The sequence below is a fragment of the Candidatus Contendobacter odensis Run_B_J11 genome (genome assembly GCF_000531125.1).
Lineage (GTDB): Bacteria > Pseudomonadota > Gammaproteobacteria > Competibacterales > Competibacteraceae > Contendibacter > Contendibacter odensensis.
The window spans coordinates 29,683-47,746 of the sequence record NZ_CBTK010000270.1; the positions used below are offsets into that span (position 1 = coordinate 29,683).

The 18,064-nt window shown below is 59.6% G+C and carries 13 protein-coding genes and 1 tRNA gene; 12 read left to right on the plus strand and 2 right to left on the minus strand.

The genetic code is table 11. The features are described 5' to 3' along the window. The first annotated feature begins 57 nt into the window (after positions 1–57). From BN874_RS16455 to pth, 8 genes are all read left to right on the plus strand, one after another. Positions 58–1,764: a tetratricopeptide repeat protein gene (locus BN874_RS16455; RefSeq protein ID WP_081756465.1), complete on the plus strand. Its 1,707-nt coding sequence runs from the start codon at positions 58–60 to the stop codon at positions 1,762–1,764. A 67-nt stretch (positions 1,765–1,831) separates the two neighbouring features. Beyond that, positions 1,832–3,670, plus strand: coding sequence for a GmrSD restriction endonuclease domain-containing protein (locus tag BN874_RS16460; protein WP_034435335.1), 1,839 nt, complete (start codon positions 1,832–1,834; stop codon positions 3,668–3,670). An 83-nt stretch (positions 3,671–3,753) separates the two neighbouring features. Then, a complete protein-coding gene (lolB, locus tag BN874_RS16465) occupies positions 3,754–4,302 on the plus strand; it encodes a lipoprotein insertase outer membrane protein LolB (protein WP_034435336.1) in 549 nt (182 codons plus the stop codon). Then, on the plus strand, positions 4,290–5,165 hold the full coding sequence (gene ispE, locus BN874_RS16470; protein ID WP_034435338.1) for a 4-(cytidine 5'-diphospho)-2-C-methyl-D-erythritol kinase: 876 nt from the start codon (positions 4,290–4,292) through the stop codon (positions 5,163–5,165). Before lolB ends, ispE begins: the two co-directional genes overlap by 13 nt. Before the next feature lie 16 nt (positions 5,166–5,181). Continuing rightward, positions 5,182–5,256, plus strand: a tRNA-Gln gene (locus BN874_RS16475). A 64-nt stretch (positions 5,257–5,320) separates the two neighbouring features. Beyond that, complete coding sequence (locus tag BN874_RS16480) at positions 5,321–6,256, plus strand: ribose-phosphate pyrophosphokinase (RefSeq protein ID WP_034435339.1); 936 nt, start codon at positions 5,321–5,323, stop codon at positions 6,254–6,256. A gap of 98 nt (positions 6,257–6,354) precedes the next feature. Further along, positions 6,355–6,978, plus strand: a complete 624-nt coding sequence (locus tag BN874_RS16485; RefSeq protein ID WP_034435340.1) for a 50S ribosomal protein L25/general stress protein Ctc — start codon at positions 6,355–6,357, stop codon at positions 6,976–6,978. 32 nt (positions 6,979–7,010) lie between these two features. After that, positions 7,011–7,643 (plus strand): aminoacyl-tRNA hydrolase, encoded by a 633-nt coding sequence (gene pth, locus BN874_RS16490; protein ID WP_051497945.1) that lies wholly within the window; start codon positions 7,011–7,013, stop codon positions 7,641–7,643. Positions 7,644–7,657: 14 nt separating this feature from the next. On the opposite strand, the gene BN874_RS16495 is transcribed toward pth, so the two are convergent. Further along, entirely contained in the window at positions 7,658–8,506 is an 849-nt protein-coding gene (locus tag BN874_RS16495; RefSeq protein WP_034435342.1) for a patatin-like phospholipase family protein, read from the minus strand. A 177-nt stretch (positions 8,507–8,683) separates the two neighbouring features. On the opposite strand from BN874_RS16495, the gene ychF reads away from it, so the two are divergent. Both ychF and BN874_RS22820 read left to right on the plus strand, forming a co-directional pair. Further along, positions 8,684–9,775, plus strand: coding sequence for a redox-regulated ATPase YchF (ychF, locus tag BN874_RS16500; RefSeq protein WP_034435343.1), 1,092 nt, complete (start codon positions 8,684–8,686; stop codon positions 9,773–9,775). Positions 9,776–9,833: 58 nt separating this feature from the next. Then, positions 9,834–12,161, plus strand: coding sequence for a diguanylate cyclase domain-containing protein (locus BN874_RS22820; RefSeq protein ID WP_195912214.1), 2,328 nt, complete (start codon positions 9,834–9,836; stop codon positions 12,159–12,161). A gap of 15 nt (positions 12,162–12,176) precedes the next feature. On the opposite strand, the gene BN874_RS16510 is transcribed toward BN874_RS22820, so the two are convergent. Then, entirely contained in the window at positions 12,177–15,038 is a 2,862-nt protein-coding gene (locus BN874_RS16510; RefSeq protein ID WP_081756468.1) for an AMP-binding protein, read from the minus strand. A gap of 161 nt (positions 15,039–15,199) precedes the next feature. Between BN874_RS16510 and BN874_RS16515 the strand changes: the two genes are divergently transcribed. Together BN874_RS16515 and BN874_RS16520 are read left to right on the plus strand one after the other, a co-directional pair. Beyond that, complete coding sequence (locus tag BN874_RS16515; RefSeq protein ID WP_034435344.1) at positions 15,200–17,161, plus strand: FimV/HubP family polar landmark protein; 1,962 nt, start codon at positions 15,200–15,202, stop codon at positions 17,159–17,161. A 301-nt stretch (positions 17,162–17,462) separates the two neighbouring features. Beyond that, positions 17,463–17,948: a DUF29 domain-containing protein gene (locus BN874_RS16520; protein WP_230314467.1), complete on the plus strand. Its 486-nt coding sequence runs from the start codon at positions 17,463–17,465 to the stop codon at positions 17,946–17,948. The last annotated feature ends 116 nt before the right edge of the window (positions 17,949–18,064 follow it).

An 18,064-nucleotide genomic window follows, 5' to 3' on the forward strand; every position in this document is an offset into this window, starting at 1 on the left:
GCGGGATAGAATAGGCGAATGGCAAGGTCATACCGGTACCAAATAAGACGTTAAACCATGAACAGACTTCTAAAAGCATTGGGTTTCAGTGGGCTGCTGTTGAGCGGTTGCGCTACGGTGGTGGACGCACAAGCGCCGGTTGAATCGGAATTCCCGATTCGTCCCGCTATCCAGCCCAGCTCCCGCTCCGAGTTGATCTATCAGGTGCTGGTAGCGGAAGTAGCGGGCAAGCGCGATCAATTGAATGTGGCGCTGGAGCATTACCGCAAGGTGGCCGCTGTCAGCAATGATCCACAAGTAGCTGAACGGGCGGCGCTGTTGGCGCTGCTGATGAAGGACAATGCCGCTGCGCTGGAACTGGCGCAGCGCTGGCACGCCTTGGCTCCCGCCAGTGACCAGTCCCGGCAGGCGCTGGCTTTGGCGCTGTTGCGCAACGGTCGGATTGACGAAGCTATCAATCATCTGGAGGCGGTGCGAAAAGCGGCCAGCAGCAAGGACAAGCAGCAGGGTTTTGCCACCGTAGCCTCGCTATTAGGGCAGGTGGACGACAAGCAGATGGCGCTGCGGGTGATGCAACGGCTCAGCGACCGACCGCCGCGCTCAGCATTTGCCCAGTATTATCAGGCGATGCTGGCGGCGGCGGCGGGCGACCGCGACCTGGCGTTGGCCAGTCTGGATCAGGCGTTGGATCAGGATCCCAAGCTGGTTTCAGCGTACCTGTTGCGTACCCGGATCTTGATGGATCGGGGTGACCGCGATACCGCTTTGGCGGGATTAACCAAAGCGGTCGCCGCGCTGCCACGCGACCGCAATCTGCGGATGAGTTACGCCCGGTTGCTGATTGATGCGGGTCAACTGGGCAAGGCCCGCCGTGAGTTTGCTACGCTGCTCAATCAGAATCCCAAGGACACCGACTCGCTGTATGCGCTGGGTTTATTAGCGGCTGAAACCCGTCAGTTCGATTTGGCCGAGGGCTATTTTCTGGATTTGATCAAGCGCAAGACCCGGCTGGAGGACGCCTATTTCGAACTGGGGCGAATTGAGGAGCAGCGCGGTAGTTACGCCAAGGCCAATGACTGGTATGGGCGGGTGTCCGGTGAAGATCGTTATTTGGTCGCCCAGTTACGTAAGGGAGTGGTGTTGGCGAAAGCCGGTGAAACTACCATCTTGACCCAGCATTTTGAAACGCTGCGCCGCAATCAGCCGCAGAACAGCATCACCCTCTATCAGGCTGAAGCCGAGGCGCTGCGCGAGGCTGAACGCTATCAGGAGGCGTTTGATACGCTGGACCGAGGGTTGGCGCTGCATCCCAACGACAAGGATTTGCTGTACGCCCGCTCGTTGATTGCGGAGAAGCTGAATCGACTGGATGTGCTGGAGCGGGATTTACGCCTCATTATCGCCGCCGATCCCAAGAATGGGCAGGCGCTGAATGCGCTGGGCTACACCCTGGCCGACCGCACCGACCGCTATCAGGAAGCGCTGGGGTATATCGAGCAGGCGCTGGCGCTATTGCCTGACGACGCCGCCGTGCTCGACAGCATGGGCTGGGTGCAGTACCGGCTGGGTAATAACGCCAAGGCGCTGGAGTATCTGCGCCGCGCCTATCAGGCCAATCCCGATGCCGAGATCGCCGCACACCTGAGTGAAGTGCTGTGGGTCAGCGGCCAGCGCGAAGAAGCCAAGCGCATCTGGCGGGAAGCGCAAACCAAGAATCCAACCAGCACTCATTTGCGCAAACTGCAACAACGGTTTGGTGGGTAGGCGATGGATCAGCGACCCAAAACCCTTTCCCTTGGCTTCTGCTTAGCCCATGAGTTAATCCTTTCTTATGAGTACGTTCGATAGCACCAAGCGCCTACTCCCCGAAATTCTCGCCGATATCGTCAAGGGCAAGATTCAACTACCCGACTTCCAGCGCGGTTGGGTGTGGGACGACGATCATGTCCGCAGCCTGCTGATTAGCGTGGCGCGGTCGTTCCCCGTGGGTGCGGTGATGCTACTGGAAGCGGGTGGCGAAGCGAACTTCCAGGTGCGTCCGGTGGAAAACGTGTCATTCGATGATTTGCCACCCAAAGCGGACATGTTGATTCTCGACGGCCAACAGCGGCTGACCACACTGACGCAGGTGTTGGCCCTGAAAGGCGCGGTAAAAACCTACAACGACAAGGGCAAGCATATTGAACGCTATTACTATTTCCATATACCCACCGCCCTGGAAAGCACTGAACGGCTAGAGGATGCGTTGCTGACACTGGAACCGGACCGTAAACAAAAAACCAACTTCGGCCGAGATGTGAAACTCGATTTGAGTACTGCTGAAGCGGAATACGCCAATCTCTATTTCCCTTGCAGTCAGATATTTAACTGGTCTGATTGGCTTCAGGGATTGAACAAGCATAATCCTTCCAAACTTCCCGTATTTCTCGATTTTCAAAGAATGGTTTTAAATGCTTTCAACAGCTACCAACTCCCCATCATCGCGCTAAAGAAGGAGACTTCTAAAGAGGCAGTCTGCCTCGTGTTTGAAAAGGTAAATACCGGCGGGGTAGCCCTTTCTGTCTTCGAGTTGATGACAGCCACCTATGCTGCTGATGGCTACAACCTGCGTGACGATTGGTTTGGTAGCAGCCTGCGTCATGTGGAATCGCGCCAGAAGCGCTTGTCCCATGAACCTTTGCTGAATAGCGTCGAAACCACGGATTTCTTGCAGGCTATCGCCATGCTGCACACCTTGGATCGCCGTCGGGAAGATATTAAGGACGGAAAAACCGGTAAGCAGGTCACTCCGGTGAGCGCAAAACGCGCCACAATTCTTTTGCTGCCGCTGGTGGCCTACCAGAAATGGGCGGATCGGGTCGAGGTCGGCTTTCTGCTGGCAGCCAAGTTTCTGCGCAAGGAGTGTCTGATCAACCTCCGTGACCTGCCTTACCGAACCCAACTTGCACCGCTGGCCTCAGTATTAGGGCTATTAGGCGACCGCTGGCTGGAGCCGCGTATTCACGACAAGCTTGCACAGTGGTACTGGTGCGGTGTGTTGGGCGAACTGTACGGTGGCGCGGTGGAAACCCGCATTGCCAACGACGTAGAGGAACTACTCGGCTGGATCGAAAGGGACGCCGAACCGCCACGCACCATCACCGATGCCGCCTTCCAGCCAGACCGGCTAGACCGCCTGACCTCCCGGCTCAGTGCCGCTTACAAAGGTCTCAATGTTCTGGTGCTACGCGAAGGCGCCAAGGATTTCTTTTGGAAAGCCAACATTCGGGAATTGGACGCTGAAGACGTTGCGCTGGACATCCACCACATCTTTCCCCAGGACTGGTGCGAGAAAAACGGTAGTATCCCTCGCAAGCTGTACAACACCGTCGTCAACAAGACACCGATTTCCTACAAGGCCAATCGAATGATTGGCGGCTCGGCACCCTCGCAATACCTACAAAAAATTCAGAAGCATTCACAAGTGCAGATCGGCGATGCAGATATGAATACCATTTTAGGCAGCCACTGCATCCCCGCTGACCATTTGCGCTCCGATGATTTCGCCGCTTTCTACCAAGCTCGTAAGCAGAATCTGTTGATACTGATCGAGAAGGCGATTGGCAAGCAAGCGATTGCGGTTGCCATGCCGGAAGAGGACGATACGGAAATGGAGGAGATGGAAGGTTGAAAGCGGGATCGGGAGGTTTGACATCACCCGTTGCGAGATGCCAGCAAAAAACTGTTTGTGGAACCGTACTTGCCCTTGCTCTATTGTCCGGTTGCGCGACTCCACCCGTTTCCTCGCCTGCCGCTCAAAGCGCCTGGGCCGCTCGCCAGCCGATGTTGGCGAAACTGAGCCACTGGCGGGCCGTCGGGCGCATTGGCGTAATCAATGAGCAGGACGGCTGGCACGCCAACTTCCAGTGGGATCAGCAGGGTCCGACCTATCGGATTGATTTGATCGGGCCGCTGGGTCAGGGTCGGGTAGTGGTGCAGGGCGATGCAGAGAGGGTCAGCATTCAGACTCAGGACGGCCAGAACTGGACGGCGGCGGATGCCGATACCCTGCTGGAACAAAGTCTGGGGGTGCGATTGCCGGTGAAGGGATTACGCTACTGGGTGCGCGGGTTGCCGGAACCGGGGGCAACACCGGTGCTTGAAATAGATGCTGAGGGTCGGCTGATTCGTTTGGAACAGAACGGCTGGATCATCGATTACCCAGCTTATACGCCCACAACCGCGCTTGATCTGCCCGCCCGCATTGTCGCCCGCCGGTCGGATCTCAGCGTCAAACTGGTGATCGAGCAATGGAATTTGTAAGTCGTCCTGATCCTGCGGCCTGGCCGGCGCCGGCCAAGCTCAATCTCATGCTCCGCATCGTTGGCCGGCGAGCGGACGGCTACCATCGGTTACAGACCGTGTTCCAGTTTCTGGATTGCGGCGATTGGCTGTGGTTCGAGCCGCGTCCTGATGGCGCGATCATCCGGGCCAGCGCGATTCCCGGTATACCGATGGACAACGATCTGACGCTGCGAGCTGCCCGACTGCTGCAACAGACCACTGGCATCTCCCAAGGCGCGACGATTCGTATCATCAAGCAATTGCCGCTCGGCAGCGGTTTGGGCGGCGGCAGTTCCGATGCGGCGACTACCCTCATCGCCCTGAATCACCGGTGGCAAACCGGACTGACGCTGACGGAACTGGCCGCGCTCGGTTTGGCCCTGGGCGCTGATGTACCGGTGTTTGTCCACGGCCAAGCCGCCTGGGCCGAGGGAGTGGGTGAAAAATTAACCCCGGTGCAGCTCGACGAAGCCTGGTTTGTAGTGTTGACTCCGGCTTGTCAGGTCGCTACTGGCGCAGTGTTTAACGACCCGGAATTGACAAGAAATTCACCGATCATCACAATGGCCGACTTCGTAACAGGTGCAGGCGGTAATGATTGCGAAGATGTAGTCTACCGCCGCTACCCGGAAGTAGCCGCAGCAGCGACCTGGTTGGCGCAGTTCGGCGCAGCGCGATTGACCGGTACTGGAGCTTGTGTATTTGCCGCATTCAAGGACGAAGCCAGCGCCAAGCAAGTGTTAGCGGAGTTGCCGTCGGGCTGGAAGGGATTTATGGCTCGCGGTTGCAACCGCTCACCGCTGCATGACTATCTGGCGCGGCAACCTGATGTAGTTTGTTGAAGCATCTCCGATTTTTTGGGCCGTAGCCAAGTGGTAAGGCACCGGATTTTGATTCCGGCATTCCCAGGTTCGAACCCTGGCGGCCCAGCCATCTTACCCAGGCAGCACAGTTGGATATTTCGATAGTGGGGGAACAGCGCGTGTACGAAGGTCGAATGATGGTGTTCGCGGGTAACGCCCATCCGCGACTCGCCCGCGAGATCGTCAGCCACTTGCAACTGCCCCTCGGCCAAGCCGTCGTCGGTCGGTTCAGCGATGGCGAGGTCATGGTTGAACTGATGGAGAACGTGCGCGGCAGGGATGTGTTCATCGTGCAGCCCACCTGCTATCCCACCAACGACAACATCATGGAATTGCTGGTGATCGCCGACGCACTGCGCCGTTCTTCGGCGGTGCGGGTTACGGCGGTGATCCCCTACTTTGGCTATTCACGGCAGGATCGCCGCCCCCGTTCGGCGCGGGTGCCGATTTCCGCCAAAGTAGTGGCCAACATGATCACCAGCGTTGGCGTAGATCGAGTGTTGACCGTTGATTTGCACGCCGACCAGATTCAGGGCTTTTTCGATATTCCGGTGGATAACATCTACGCCACCGCGATCATGCTCAATGACATCCGCACCCAGAATTTTGGCGAAATGATGGTGGTGTCGCCCGATGTCGGCGGTGTAGTCCGCGCCCGTGCCCTGGCCAAGCGGCTGGACGATTCCGATCTGGCGATTATTGATAAACGGCGGCCCGCGCCCAATCAGGCCAAAGTGATGCACGTCATTGGCGACGTGGAAGGTCAGCATTGCATCGTGGTGGACGACATGGTGGATACCGCCGGCACCCTCTGTCTGGCGGCCAAGGCGTTGAAGGAACAGGGCGCCGCTTCAGTGCGTGCTTACTGCACCCACGCGGTGTTGTCCGGTCCGGCGGTCAAAAATATCCAGGGCTCGGCGCTGGACGAACTGGTGGTTACCGACTCGATCCCGCTGCAACCCGAAGCCGCCGCCTGTCCGACGATTCGTCAAATCGGCGTGGCTGGGCTGCTGGCCGAGACCATGCGCCGCATTCATATCGAAGAATCCGTCAGCACGCTGTTTATTTGATTGAAGCCCGCCCGCTTAGCGGGCAGGCCGCTTCACCGAGCGATTCGCCTGGTCGCGGGCGCATCGCATTTTTGTTGTCACCGTTTGGAGTGGAAGTCATGAGCATAACTTTTGAATTAAAAGCTGAGCCGCGTAGCGATTTGGGCAAGGGTGCGAGCCGCCGCCTGCGCCGCGCCGGTCAGGTACCGGCCATTCTGTACGGGGGCGGCCAGGAGCCGCAGCCGCTGGTGCTGAATCATCTGGATGTCCTTAACCAGTTGAAGAATGACGCCGTTTATTCTCATGTGCTGACCCTGAAAGTAGGCGACCGGGTCGAAAGCGCGGTGTTGCGCGATTTGCAGCGCCATCCCTTTAAGCCAACGATTTTGCATCTCGACTTCCTGCGGGTCAGCGCCGACCGCAAGCTGCGGGTGCATGTGCCGCTGCATTTTGTTAATGCGGAGACTGCGCCCGGCGTCAAGCAGCAGGGCGGGGTGGTCAGCCATGCGCTGATCGATATCGAAATTACCTGCCTGCCCAAGGATTTGCCGGAATTTATCGCAGTCGATCTGAATGGTCTGAGCCTGGGCGAAGCGATTCATCTGTCCGGGGTCAAGCTGCCGGATGGGGTGGAACTGGCAACCCACGTTGCTCCCGATTCCGAAAGCGATGTCATTGTGGTCAGCATCCATCACGCTCACGGCGGCGAAGAAGGGCCGAGCGTGGTCGCGCCGACGACCTGAGTCCGACCGGTTCACTGGGCGAAATCGTGGTGATGTCGGCTCCAGTATCCTCCCTGCGGCTGATCGTAGGGCTGGGCAATCCCGGCCCTCAATACGCCCAGACCCGCCACAATGCCGGTTTCTGGCTGGCCGATGAACTGGCGCGTCAGCAGGGGGGTACGTTCCGCCCGGACGGCAAGGTTCATGGCGATCTATGCCGGATCATCGTCGCTGGGCAGGTACTCTGGTTGCTGAAGCCGATGACCTTTATGAATCGTAGCGGTCTGGCGGTCGCGACGCTGGCGCGGTTCCATCGAATTCCGCTGCCGGAAATCCTGATCGTCCATGATGATCTGGATTTACCGCCCGGCGCGGTGCGGCTGAAACGGGCGGGTGGGCATGGCGGTCACAACGGTTTGCGCGATCTGATGACGCAATTGGGCGGCAATGATTTTTTCCGCTTGCGGCTCGGCATCGGCCATCCCGGTGACAGCCGTGCGGTGCTGGATTATGTATTGGGCCGGGCGCCACAGTCGGAACAGGGGCTGATCGAGCAGGCCATAACCGACGCGCTCCGCGAGTTGCCGCACATCATCGCCGGACAGTGGGATCAAGCCATGCAGACGTTGCACCGCCGGCGCGTCGCAACGGACAACCCGACTTCAGATTCTCCCGCAACGTCCTAAATTCCGACCCCGGATCAAGGAGCGGTGATCCGTCCGTGCGCCAGCTTCAGCGGCAAAATGTCGAGCGTGGTGCGGTAACCCAGTTCAAACAGGTGGCTTTTCTGTTCCGGCGTCATGTGGAACTCCAGCGGCGACAAGCCTTCGCACTCAATCAGCACCGTGTTGACCCAGAGCGCCTCGCTCAAAAACTCGCGTGACAGCGTACTCATAAAGGTGCGGATCAGCATCAACAGGTAGTCGGCCAGCGGGAGTATGTTGCGGTGGGCATGGGGATCGGGCGCCTGTTTGTCCCGTAGGCGGAAACAGACCACGGGGGTGCGATCCCCGGCCCAATCGCGAATCAAGCTGTCTTCAGACAGGATGCTGCCGTCCACCAGCACATGATCGTCATAATGGTGAAACGGGAACAGGAGAGGAATGGAAATCGAATAAAGGACCGCCTGCGCTACCCGCAAATCCGGCGTGGTGTCGCGGCTGAAGACGACGGGCTGACTAGAACGCACATCGGTGGCGACGATGGAAAGATGGGTTTCGAGATCAGCGAAACGTTTGCCCTGCAACTGCTCGTTCATCCACTGCTCAAACTTGACGCCACTGGAAAGCCCGCCGCGCAACAGCAGATTGACCAGCGAATGACCGAGAAAGACGCTGAAATCAACATCCAGAAACAGGGTTCTCATCGTCTCGCAATCGGTTCCTGCTGCGGCCAGGGCGGCAATGATGCTGCCGCCTGATACCCCCACGATGTGCTGGTAGCTATAACCCAATTCCCCGATAGCCTGGAGTACCCCGACATGAGCGGGTAATCGGGTACCGCCGCCGGCCAGTACCGGGACGATACATTGACGAACCGCTGGATCCATGCTGGTCTACTCTATCGTTTTGGTTAGTGTGCATAGTAGTGGCTCCCCTGATCGCTTGCATTCTCCATCATCGCCACTTGCGCCGTCGCTTGCGCCCGTCATCCCCAGCGGATGCATGGCGTTCTCGAAGCGTTGGTGTGTCTGAACCAGTTACATCCTCACTACATAAAGGTTTCCATGACTCTCAGATGCGGCATCGTCGGCCTGCCGAACGTCGGCAAATCCACCCTGTTCAACGCCCTCACCAAAGCGGGCATTCAGGCCGAGAATTACCCCTTTTGCACCATCGACCCCAATGTTGGAGTGGTGCTGGTGCCCGATCCCCGGCTGGCGGCGCTGGCGGCTATCGTCAAGCCCAAGCAGATCATGCCGGCCACGGTCGAGTTTGTGGATATCGCCGGGCTGGTGGCGGGCGCTTCCAAAGGCGAGGGCTTGGGCAATCAGTTTCTGGCCCACATCCGCGAAACCGATGCCATCGCCCATGTGGTGCGCTGCTTCGTGAATGATGATGTCATTCACGTTTGCAACCGCGTCGATCCGCGTTCCGACATCGAAACCATCAGCACCGAGCTGGCGCTGGCTGATCTGGCGACGGTGGAGAAGGCGTTGCAGCGCGCCGAAAAGGCCGCCAAGACCGGGGGCAGGGAGGCGCTGGAGCGCAAGGCGGCCCTGGAGCGGGTGCAGGCGCATCTGGACACCGGTGCCCCGTTGCGGACGCTGTTGTTGACGGACGTAGAGCGCGAGGCGCTGCGGGATCTGTTTCTGTTAACCGGCAAGCCGGTGCTGTACATCGCCAATGTCGCCGAGGACGGTTTTAGCGCTAACCCGCTGCTGGATCAGGTGCAGGAAATTGCCGGTCAGGAAAACGCCGAGGTCGCGCCAGTCTGCGCCGCCATTGAAGCCGAATTGGCGGAACTGGAGGACGCCGACCGTGCTGAATTTCTGGCCGATTACGGCTTGTCCGAGCCGGGGCTGGATCGGGTGATCCACGCTGCTTATAAGCTGCTGGGATTGCAGACCTATTTCACTGCCGGCCCCAAGGAGGTGCGGGCCTGGACAGTGCGGGCCGGCTCCACCGCGCCCCAGGCGGCGGGAGTGATTCACAGTGATTTCGAGCGGGGTTTCATCCGCGCCGAGGTGATCGCTTATGCCGATTATATGGCTTACGGCGGCGAGGCCGGTGCCCGTGAGGCGGGCAAATGGCGGCTGGAAGGTAAGGAGTACCTGGTCCAGGAAGGTGATGTTATTCACTTCCGCTTTAACGTGTAAGCACCAAGGATCAGCAAGCCAAAGAAAAAAATCTTTTATGATCAAAGGAATCGCGGCGATGATTAAAAATTTCCTTGCGCTCTTTTTGTCATTAACGGTGCTGTTTCTGGGGGTGGTCGGCTATGTTAACAATGCCGCCGTCCACAGCCAGCAACTTATCGTGGAAGCCGCCGAAGCCCGTACCGTCGCATTGCAGGCCCAGGCCATCGGGATCGCACTGAACGATATTGTGTCTGATTTGCGCATCTTGGCAGGCCAAGCGAAAACTCGTAACTATTTGCGGGATCGGGATACTGCGGTGCTGCGCGATATCGAGGTTGAATTTCTGAATTTCGCGCTCCATAAGCAACACTACGACCAAGTGCGAATTCTGGATAGCGATGGCATGGAAATTGTGCGGATCAATGACGCAGATGGTCGCCCTACCGTGGTCCCGCAGCAGCGGTTGCAGTCCAAGGCCAACCGTTACTACTTCATCGAGACGCTCCGCCTCGGGCCAGGACAACTTTATGTCTCTCCTCTCGATCTCAATGTCGAAAACAATGTTATTGAGCAACCCTTCAAGCCGATGATCCGCTTTGGAACGCCGATTTTCGATCAGGATGGGCAAAAACAGGGCATCGTCGTGCTGAATTATCTGGCGAAGGTCTTGATCGCCGAGCTAAAGCAGATTGGCGAAGGATTGCTGGGCGAATCGTTGCTGCTCAACGATGAAGGCTATTGGCTGATTGGTGCTAATCCCGACCAGGAATGGGGCTTCATGTACCCTGACCGCCACGATCTGAGCTTCGCCAATGCCTTCCCGGAGGTATGGCAACGCATCATCGTGACCGATAGCGGTCAGTTCCATTCAGCGCAAGGGCTGTTCACTTTTACGACGGTGTTTCCCCGCGTACTTAGCCAGTCGCTCGCTGCATCCGACGACGCGACGATTGTCGCTGCTCGTCAGTACCCCTGGAAAATCGTATCCCGGGTCGCCCCGGAGATTTTGCGGGCGCGAACCCAGCCCACGTTACTCGTGCTATTAACCGTGATCATGGGTGGTCTCGGTCTGCTGGCGTTGGTGTCGTGGATGATCGCCAACAATCATGATCAGCGGCTACGGGCCATTGCCACCTTGCGCGACAGCGAGGCGCGTTTCCGCGATCTGTCGGCGATGGCTTCAGACTGGTTCTGGGAACAGGATGCGCAATTCCGGTTCAGCTACTTTTCCAGCACCTTGGCTCCGACCTATATTCCCCCGGCGGTGTCGCTCGGCAAGACCCGCTGGGAACTGCCTATCGAGCTGACCCCTGAACAATGGGCGGCTCATCGGGCGGTGCTGGAGGCGCATCAGCCGTTTCGGGAATTCGAGTATTGCATTCGCACTGACGCCGGTGAGGCGCACTGGTACAGCGTCAATGGCCAAGCGATGTTCGACGAAACCGGGGCTTTCATCGGCTATCGCGGCACTGGCCGTGACATCACCGAGCGTAAGCAGGCCGAGGAAAAACTCCGCCGCAGCGAGGAACTGCTGCGCCGTACCGGCCGGTTGGCGAAGGTGGGCGGCTGGGAATTATTCGTCTGCGACAATATGCCGCGCTGGTCGGCGGAAGTTCGCCGGATTCACGAAGTCGCCCCGGAGTATCGGCCCACCTTCGAGGAGGCGTTGAACTTCTATCCGCTGGAAGCGCGGGAGCGAATCGCGAATGCCATGCGCCAACTGCGCGATCAGGGGCAGACCTACGATCTCGAATTACCCTTTGTGACCGCTAAAGGCCATGATTTATGGGTCCACGTTCAGGGCGACGCTGAAATCCAGGAAGGTCAGATCGTGCGCCTGTTCGGCACTTTTCAGGACATTACCGAAAGCAAGCATCTGGAGCAGCAGATCAAGCACATGGCGCAGCATGATGTGCTGACCGGTCTGCCGAACCGCAATTTGCTCCAGGATCGCTACCGACAAACGCTGCATCGGGCCGAGCGCGAACGGCAACGGTTCGCGGTGCTGATGCTGGATTTGGACGGTTTCAAGGTGGTGAACGACGTGCTGGGGCACCATCGCGGCGATCTGCTGTTGCAACAAGTGGCGGAGCGTCTGCTGCAATGCGTCCGCAAAACCGACACGGTGTGTCGCCAGGGCGGCGATGAGTTCGTGCTGCTGCTGGGCGAGCTGGGGCGCTGGGAAGATGCGGCGCGGGTGGCGGAAACGGTGCTGAAGACGATCAACCAACCTTTTGCGCTGGAACAGGATGAGGTGGCGCAGGTGGGCGTTTCCATTGGTATTGGCTGCTATCCCGACGATGGCACCACGCTGGATGCGTTGCTCAAGAATGCCGATATCGCCATGTACCGGGCCAAGGCCAAGGGTCGCAATCGCTATGAATATTTTGCGGTGCCCGGTTGATCGCTCCTTATCACGTCAAGAACTCAAATCCGGCTCGCCACAATGACGCAAAATCGCCGCCCGCGCCGCATCGCGGAGCCGAACCGCCGCCGACCAGTCGTCACCGTCCGGGGTTATTGGCGACTCGATAATCACCTCCAACTGGCCTCGGCGCGGGAACCACGAACCCGCCCGCAGTATCGAGCGGGTGCCACAGATTGTGACCGGCACTACCGGCACTCCTGCCTGCGCCGCCGCCAGGAACGCTCCCATCCGAAATTCCAGCAGGCCCGGCATCCGGGTGAAGGTGCCTTCCGGGAAGAAGCCCAGCGACTGGCCGGCGTGTGCCGCATCGATCAATCTGCCCGCCTCGTCTACGCTGCGCTGCACGTCGAAGCGCTCGACGAACAGCGTCCCCAGGCGCAGCAGGGGTCGGGCTATCCAATGATTGTCCAGTAATTCCCGTTTGGCAACGTAGTGGAAATGGCGCGGAATGGCGGCCATCAGCACATAGGCGTCCAGAAAGCTGGAATGGTTGGCGACCAATACACAGGAACCGACCGGCAGATGTTGCTGGCCGCGCACCGTCAGCGGGGTAGCGGTCAGTTGTGCCAGCAACCAAGGCCCGGTTCGAGCCAGCGCCCAGCGCCATTCCAGTTTCGGCAAGGTCATGATTCCCAGCCATACCACCGGCGCCAGCACCCCGAATACGCTCCACCCATAAGCGGCATACAGCCATTCCGTCACCGTGCGCCCCAGCCGCCGCGCCTGTGCCCAGCCGCTGGCCAGGGCGATCCGGGTCAGTTGCAGCCACAGCGCTCGCCCGCCCTGGCCAATGGCGTTGCGTTGATACAACTCTCGCACCGCCCCACGGCGAATCTTGCCGCTGGAGGTTTTTAGTACCGTGCGCGGCGGCGCCAGCACCACTTCATCCGGTGGCGTTCCCAGCAAATCCACCCCGACGCTCTGAATCTGCTGGCGCAGGCTGACCAGCGACTCCGGTTGCGTGGTTCGGGTTTCAGCAACGACCACCAGCCGCTCACTGCCGGTCGCGGGATCAGGGCTGGCGAACACGGCGACGCAACCTTTGCGGATGCCTGGAATTTCCCCAACCGCCTGTTCCAGTTCGTAGGGATAGAGATTGCGCCCGCCGCGAATGATCAAATCCTTGACCCGCCCGGTGAGATAAATATCGCCACCGGCCAGATAGCCGCGATCCCCGGAATCCAGCCAGTCATCGCCATGGGGGAACAGCCGACGGGTCGCTTCCGGGTTGCGGTAGTAGCCGGTGGTGGCCGACGGCCCCTTGAACTCCACCCGCCCTTCCTGGCGATCCGGCAGTTCGCGACCCTGCTCGTCTACAACACGAATCTGGTGATCGGGAAGCGGCTGGCCGCAGGCGGGGAACAACAGGGCGGCGCTATCACCGGGAGTGGTCGGTTCGGCCTGACCGGTGGCAATGAACCGCTCGCGCTGCACTCGATCAATGACCGGTCCCCGTCCGGGTGGTGGCAAGGCCAGCCCAACCGAGCATTCGGCCAGTCCGTAGACCGGCGCCATGGCCTCAGCGTGGAAGCCATAACGGCTGAACCGGGCGCTGAATCGTTCCAGGGTTGCTGGACTGACCGGCTCGGCGCCATTGAAACTCATCCGCCAGCAACGGAGGTCCAGCCCCTCGATTTCATGATCCTGGATGACCCGGGCGCACAGTTCGTAGGCAAAGTTGGGTGCCGCTGACAAGGTGCCGCGATGGCGATGAATCGCCCACAGCCAGCGAGCGGGCCGCGCCAGGAAGCTTAATGGCGACATCACCACCAGCGGGAAAGCGTGGTACAGGCTGCCCAGGCAGGCGCCGATCAGGCCCATGTCGTGATACAACGGCAACCAACTGACGAACACATCCTGAGAATTGGCCGCGACCCGTGGCCCCATCGCCCGCAAGTTGGCCAGCAGGTTGGCATGGCTGAGCATCACCCCTTTAGGATCGCCGGTGCTGCCGGAGGTGTATTGCAGGAACGCGAGATCGCGGGGGTGAACGGGAACCTTGCTCCAGGTGGCGGGCGTTTGCTGCAATTCCGTCACCGTAACCACATGACGCAGGTCTTCAACCTGGGCTTGCAGGAGCCGGGCGACCAGCTTGGCTTCGGGTACGGTGATCAGCGCCACGGTTTGGGCGTTGCTCAACAGTCGGGCGTGGCGGCGCAGATGCTCTTCGAGTTGAGAGGGCCGTACCGGCGGATAGATCGGCACCGGAACACCGCCGGCCAGCAAAATGCCAAAAAAGCTGAGAAAGTAATCGCTGCCGGTCGGTAGCATGATCGCCACCATCTGGCCGGGTTGCAGCCCGCGTTGTTGCAGCCCGGCCGCCACCGCCTGGGCACCCTGGCGCAGCCCGGCATAGCTGAACGTGGTATCAATGCGGTCGTCATTGCCGTAGATCTGGATCGCCAGCCGGTCGGGGTGGGCTGCAACATGCCAGTCGAGCGCTTCGAGCAGGGTTTCGGCGCGATCCGGGGTTCCCGTCGCCAGCGGTTCCAGTGCCGGCGCCTGCCAGTCGGCCGCCAGCACCGCCGGTTCCGGTTCACCGCTGGCTTGCAGGATCAGATCGACCAGATCACGCGGCGTTTCGGCCAGTAGAATCTGTTCACCCAGTTGCACCTGAAACTGCGCCTCAATCCGGCGCAGCAGTTCGGTGCGGGCCAGACTGTCCAGCGCCAAATCCCGATCCACATGGCTGTCCAGGGTCAGGGTTATCGCACCCCGCTCCGACGGGTGGAGTTCCCGCAGCAGTGCCCGCAGCAGTTCCAGGACATGGGCGGCGGTTTCCTCGGCGAGGCTGGGGCTGGGCGCAGACTCTGATTGAGCGCGAGCGGGTAATCCATCGTGATCAAGAGACATGGCAGATTTCCAGGTTTTGTCGCGAATTTTGGCGGGTGGCTGGACTCGGGTTACCCGCATCTCAAGCTACCCTTTTAGAATACGACTATTGAAGCGTGCGGGTATCGGCGCAAATCCTACCCGGTTTCGCCACCGTGCTACCCGAATTTGAGGAACCCTCCATGAATCGAAAAGGCTTCCGTTGCCAGTTGCTGGCGTTAGTGTTGCTCTTCGGGCCGATCAGCGCCCTGGCGCTGGAAATCGGTGAAATCCAGGTTCAGTCGGCGTTGAACCAGTTGTTCGACGCCCGGATTCCGTTACCGACGCTGACGCCAGAAGAACTGGCGAAGGTCTCCGTCAAACTGGCGCCGCCACCGATGTTCAACGAATTCGGTCTCGAAAGAGCGCCCACCCTGGCCAATCTGGTGTTTTCGATTGAGTACAACGCCGAAGGGCAGGTTTACGTCCGGGTGGTTTCGACCAAGCCGATTCGCGAGCCGTCGCTGGCGCTGCTGCTGGAGTTTGGTTGGCCGCGTGGCAGAACTTTCCGCGAATTCACGGTGTTTCTCGATCCGGTGCAACGCCTGGCCAAGCGGCCCGGTGATCGGAGCAAGACGGTGATGGAACCGCCGCCGCCGCCGCCCGTCGCTGCTGCGCCAGTACCGGCGGTTGTGGCCTCGATCCCTGAACCGGAGCGCAACACACCGCCGGATCAGGGTGCGGTGACCGAGCCGGCAGCGCTGAGGGTGGCCGCTGCGCCCGAACCCTCGCCGACTCCGGTTGCTTCGCCAGCCGATCCGGTGCGGATTTACCGGCCCGGCGATACCTACGGCCCAGTCGCGCCCGGTGAAGGGCTATGGGGCATCGCGCTCAAGGTGCGACCTGATCCGGGCATCACCCGTGAGCAGATGATGCAGGCGCTGTTTCAAGCCAATCCGCAGGCGTTCGGCAAGTTGGGGATTGGCGGATTGAAAATCGGCGCGGTGCTGCGGATTCCCACGCTGCGGGAGATTGCGGACTTCACCGATTCTCCGGTCGCCCGGCAACTGGCGGCGGCAGTACCCGCAGGGGTATCGGCGGGCACGGAGCCGAACGCGGCGCCTGTAGTCCCGGAACCGGAGCTGGCCGAGAAGGCTCCTCTTGATTCACCGCAGGTGTTCCCGCTGCCGCCGCCCGATCAGCTTGAGCCGATCGCAGTGGTTACTGTGGCTTCTGCGTCTCCACCGGAAGCGGCCTCGGCTATCGCCGAACCGGTGCCGCCCACCCCGGAGCCGGTGATGGCGATATCGCCGGCGCCTCCCACTTCCAAACTGACCGTACTCGCGGTAACCGCCTCGTCAGAACCGGTTGCGCCTCTGCTGGAATCGGTATCGGTAACGCCGCTACTGTCGCTGGTGGTAGCGGAAATAATCGCGAAGGTCACTCCAGTTTCATCGGTGGCGCTGGCGTGGACAACCGTGGTTGGGCCGCCGGTGAGCGAAGCGGCGTTATCAGCACCGGCATTGGCGATTGCCGCCGCGCCGTTGCCCATCGCCGAAGCGGTGACCGTGATTCCACCAGAACCGGCCATAGCCGATGCACTGAAACCCGCACTGGTCCCGATGGACGTTTTTGGTTGGCTGGCCGAAATCGAGCAACGGATTCCGCCCTCCGTTTTTGAGTTACTGCCGCCGATTCAAAGACGTGATCCGTGGGTGGCTACGACCACCGCGCTGACCGATCCAGCAGCGCCGGTGGATCATCCACCTGAGCCACCCCCGTTGGAGATACTGCCCATACCGCCAGTCGAACCCGCCGTGCTGGAGATACTGCCCACACCGCCGGTCGAACCCGCTGCGCGGGTCAGCCGTGAATATGGCCCGGTTATCGCCAACGAACGGCTGTGGGACATTGCTACCCGGACTCGTCCTGATCCCGGCATCAGCAAGGATCAGATGATGCGGGCGTTGTTCAAGGTCAATCCGCAAGCATTTTCCAAACCCGACACTATGGATAGCCTGAAGGTGGGGGCGATGTTGCGGATACCGACCTTGCGAGAAATCGTGGATTACACTGATTCCAAGGTGGCGAAACAGTTGCTGGAGCAGCAGGCCGTTACCACTCCAGCCACCCCGGAACCTGCTGCGTCGGAGCAACGCCAGTAGAAATTTTGCCGTTGGATTGAGCCAAATGTAGAAGGTAGGGCGGATTAGGCGTCAGCCGTAATCCGCCTTTCAGGCAATCCCGGTTTCGGCGGGTTACTGGTATCAGGACTTTCGCTTTCCGTCATTCCCGCGTTAGGCGGGAATCCAGTAAGCCGCTGAAAAGCCTGGATACCCGCTTTCGCGGGTATGACAAATTTACGGGTTTAGCGAAAGCCCTGGTAATGTTGATAGCGCAATCCTAGACTGGTTGTGCAAGTAGCACGGGCCTCTTGCCCGCAATGAGTGGACAGGCTGGAAGCCGGTGCTACGACGAATTTCCAGCGGCAGGCAACAGGTGACGGCAATGGCAGGTTTAGCAACGCTACATGATCGGGATTTTTACGCATGGACTCTCCAGCAGGCCGATCTGCTGAAACAGCGACGGTTAGCGGAGGTGGATATTGACTCTATCGTCGAGGAACTGGAATGCATGGGCGCCAGCGAGCGACGGGAGTTGATTAATCGGCTGGCAGTACTGATGGCCTATCTGTTGAGATGGCGGTTTCAGCCGGAACTGCGCGGCAACAGTTGGCGGAATACGATTGATGTGCAACGGTTCGATATTAAAGAATTGCTTGAGGATAATCCGAGTCTGGCCGCCGGGTTGAATGAGCGTATGGAAAAAGCGTATCGAAAAAGCGTGATGCTGGCCGTGAGAGAAACGGGTTTGAGCAAAATGGCTTTTCCTGTTGCCTGTCCTTTTAGCGCGGATCAATTGCTCAGTGAAGAGTTTTGGCCGGAATGGTGATGAACCGACTCCAAGTTGAAATTCCGGTGACGACGGGAAGCGGCGGGCGCACGACATTCAATCGAACCCGACAAGGCTTTGCTAAAGACCACTGGATCGACGCGGCCTGCGTCGGG

What these genes read in the sequence shown, in the direction of transcription:
- BN874_RS16480 (WP_034435339.1), top strand. Translation starts at nt 5,321, where the DNA reads ATGATGGTGTTCGCGGGTAACGCCCATCCGCGACTCGCCCGCGAGATC.
- BN874_RS16515 (WP_034435344.1), top strand. Translation starts at nt 15,200, where the DNA reads ATGAATCGAAAAGGCTTCCGTTGCCAGTTGCTGGCGTTAGTGTTGCTC.
- pth (WP_051497945.1), top strand. Translation starts at nt 7,011, where the DNA reads ATGTCGGCTCCAGTATCCTCCCTGCGGCTGATCGTAGGGCTGGGCAAT.
- BN874_RS16510 (WP_081756468.1), bottom strand. Translation starts at nt 15,038, where the DNA reads ATGTCTCTTGATCACGATGGATTACCCGCTCGCGCTCAATCAGAGTCT.
- ychF (WP_034435343.1), top strand. Translation starts at nt 8,684, where the DNA reads ATGACTCTCAGATGCGGCATCGTCGGCCTGCCGAACGTCGGCAAATCC.
- BN874_RS16460 (WP_034435335.1), top strand. Translation starts at nt 1,832, where the DNA reads ATGAGTACGTTCGATAGCACCAAGCGCCTACTCCCCGAAATTCTCGCC.
- ispE (WP_034435338.1), top strand. Translation starts at nt 4,290, where the DNA reads ATGGAATTTGTAAGTCGTCCTGATCCTGCGGCCTGGCCGGCGCCGGCC.
- BN874_RS16455 (WP_081756465.1), top strand. Translation starts at nt 58, where the DNA reads ATGAACAGACTTCTAAAAGCATTGGGTTTCAGTGGGCTGCTGTTGAGC.
- BN874_RS22820 (WP_195912214.1), top strand. Translation starts at nt 9,834, where the DNA reads ATGATTAAAAATTTCCTTGCGCTCTTTTTGTCATTAACGGTGCTGTTT.
- BN874_RS16495 (WP_034435342.1), bottom strand. Translation starts at nt 8,506, where the DNA reads ATGGATCCAGCGGTTCGTCAATGTATCGTCCCGGTACTGGCCGGCGGC.
- BN874_RS16485 (WP_034435340.1), top strand. Translation starts at nt 6,355, where the DNA reads ATGAGCATAACTTTTGAATTAAAAGCTGAGCCGCGTAGCGATTTGGGC.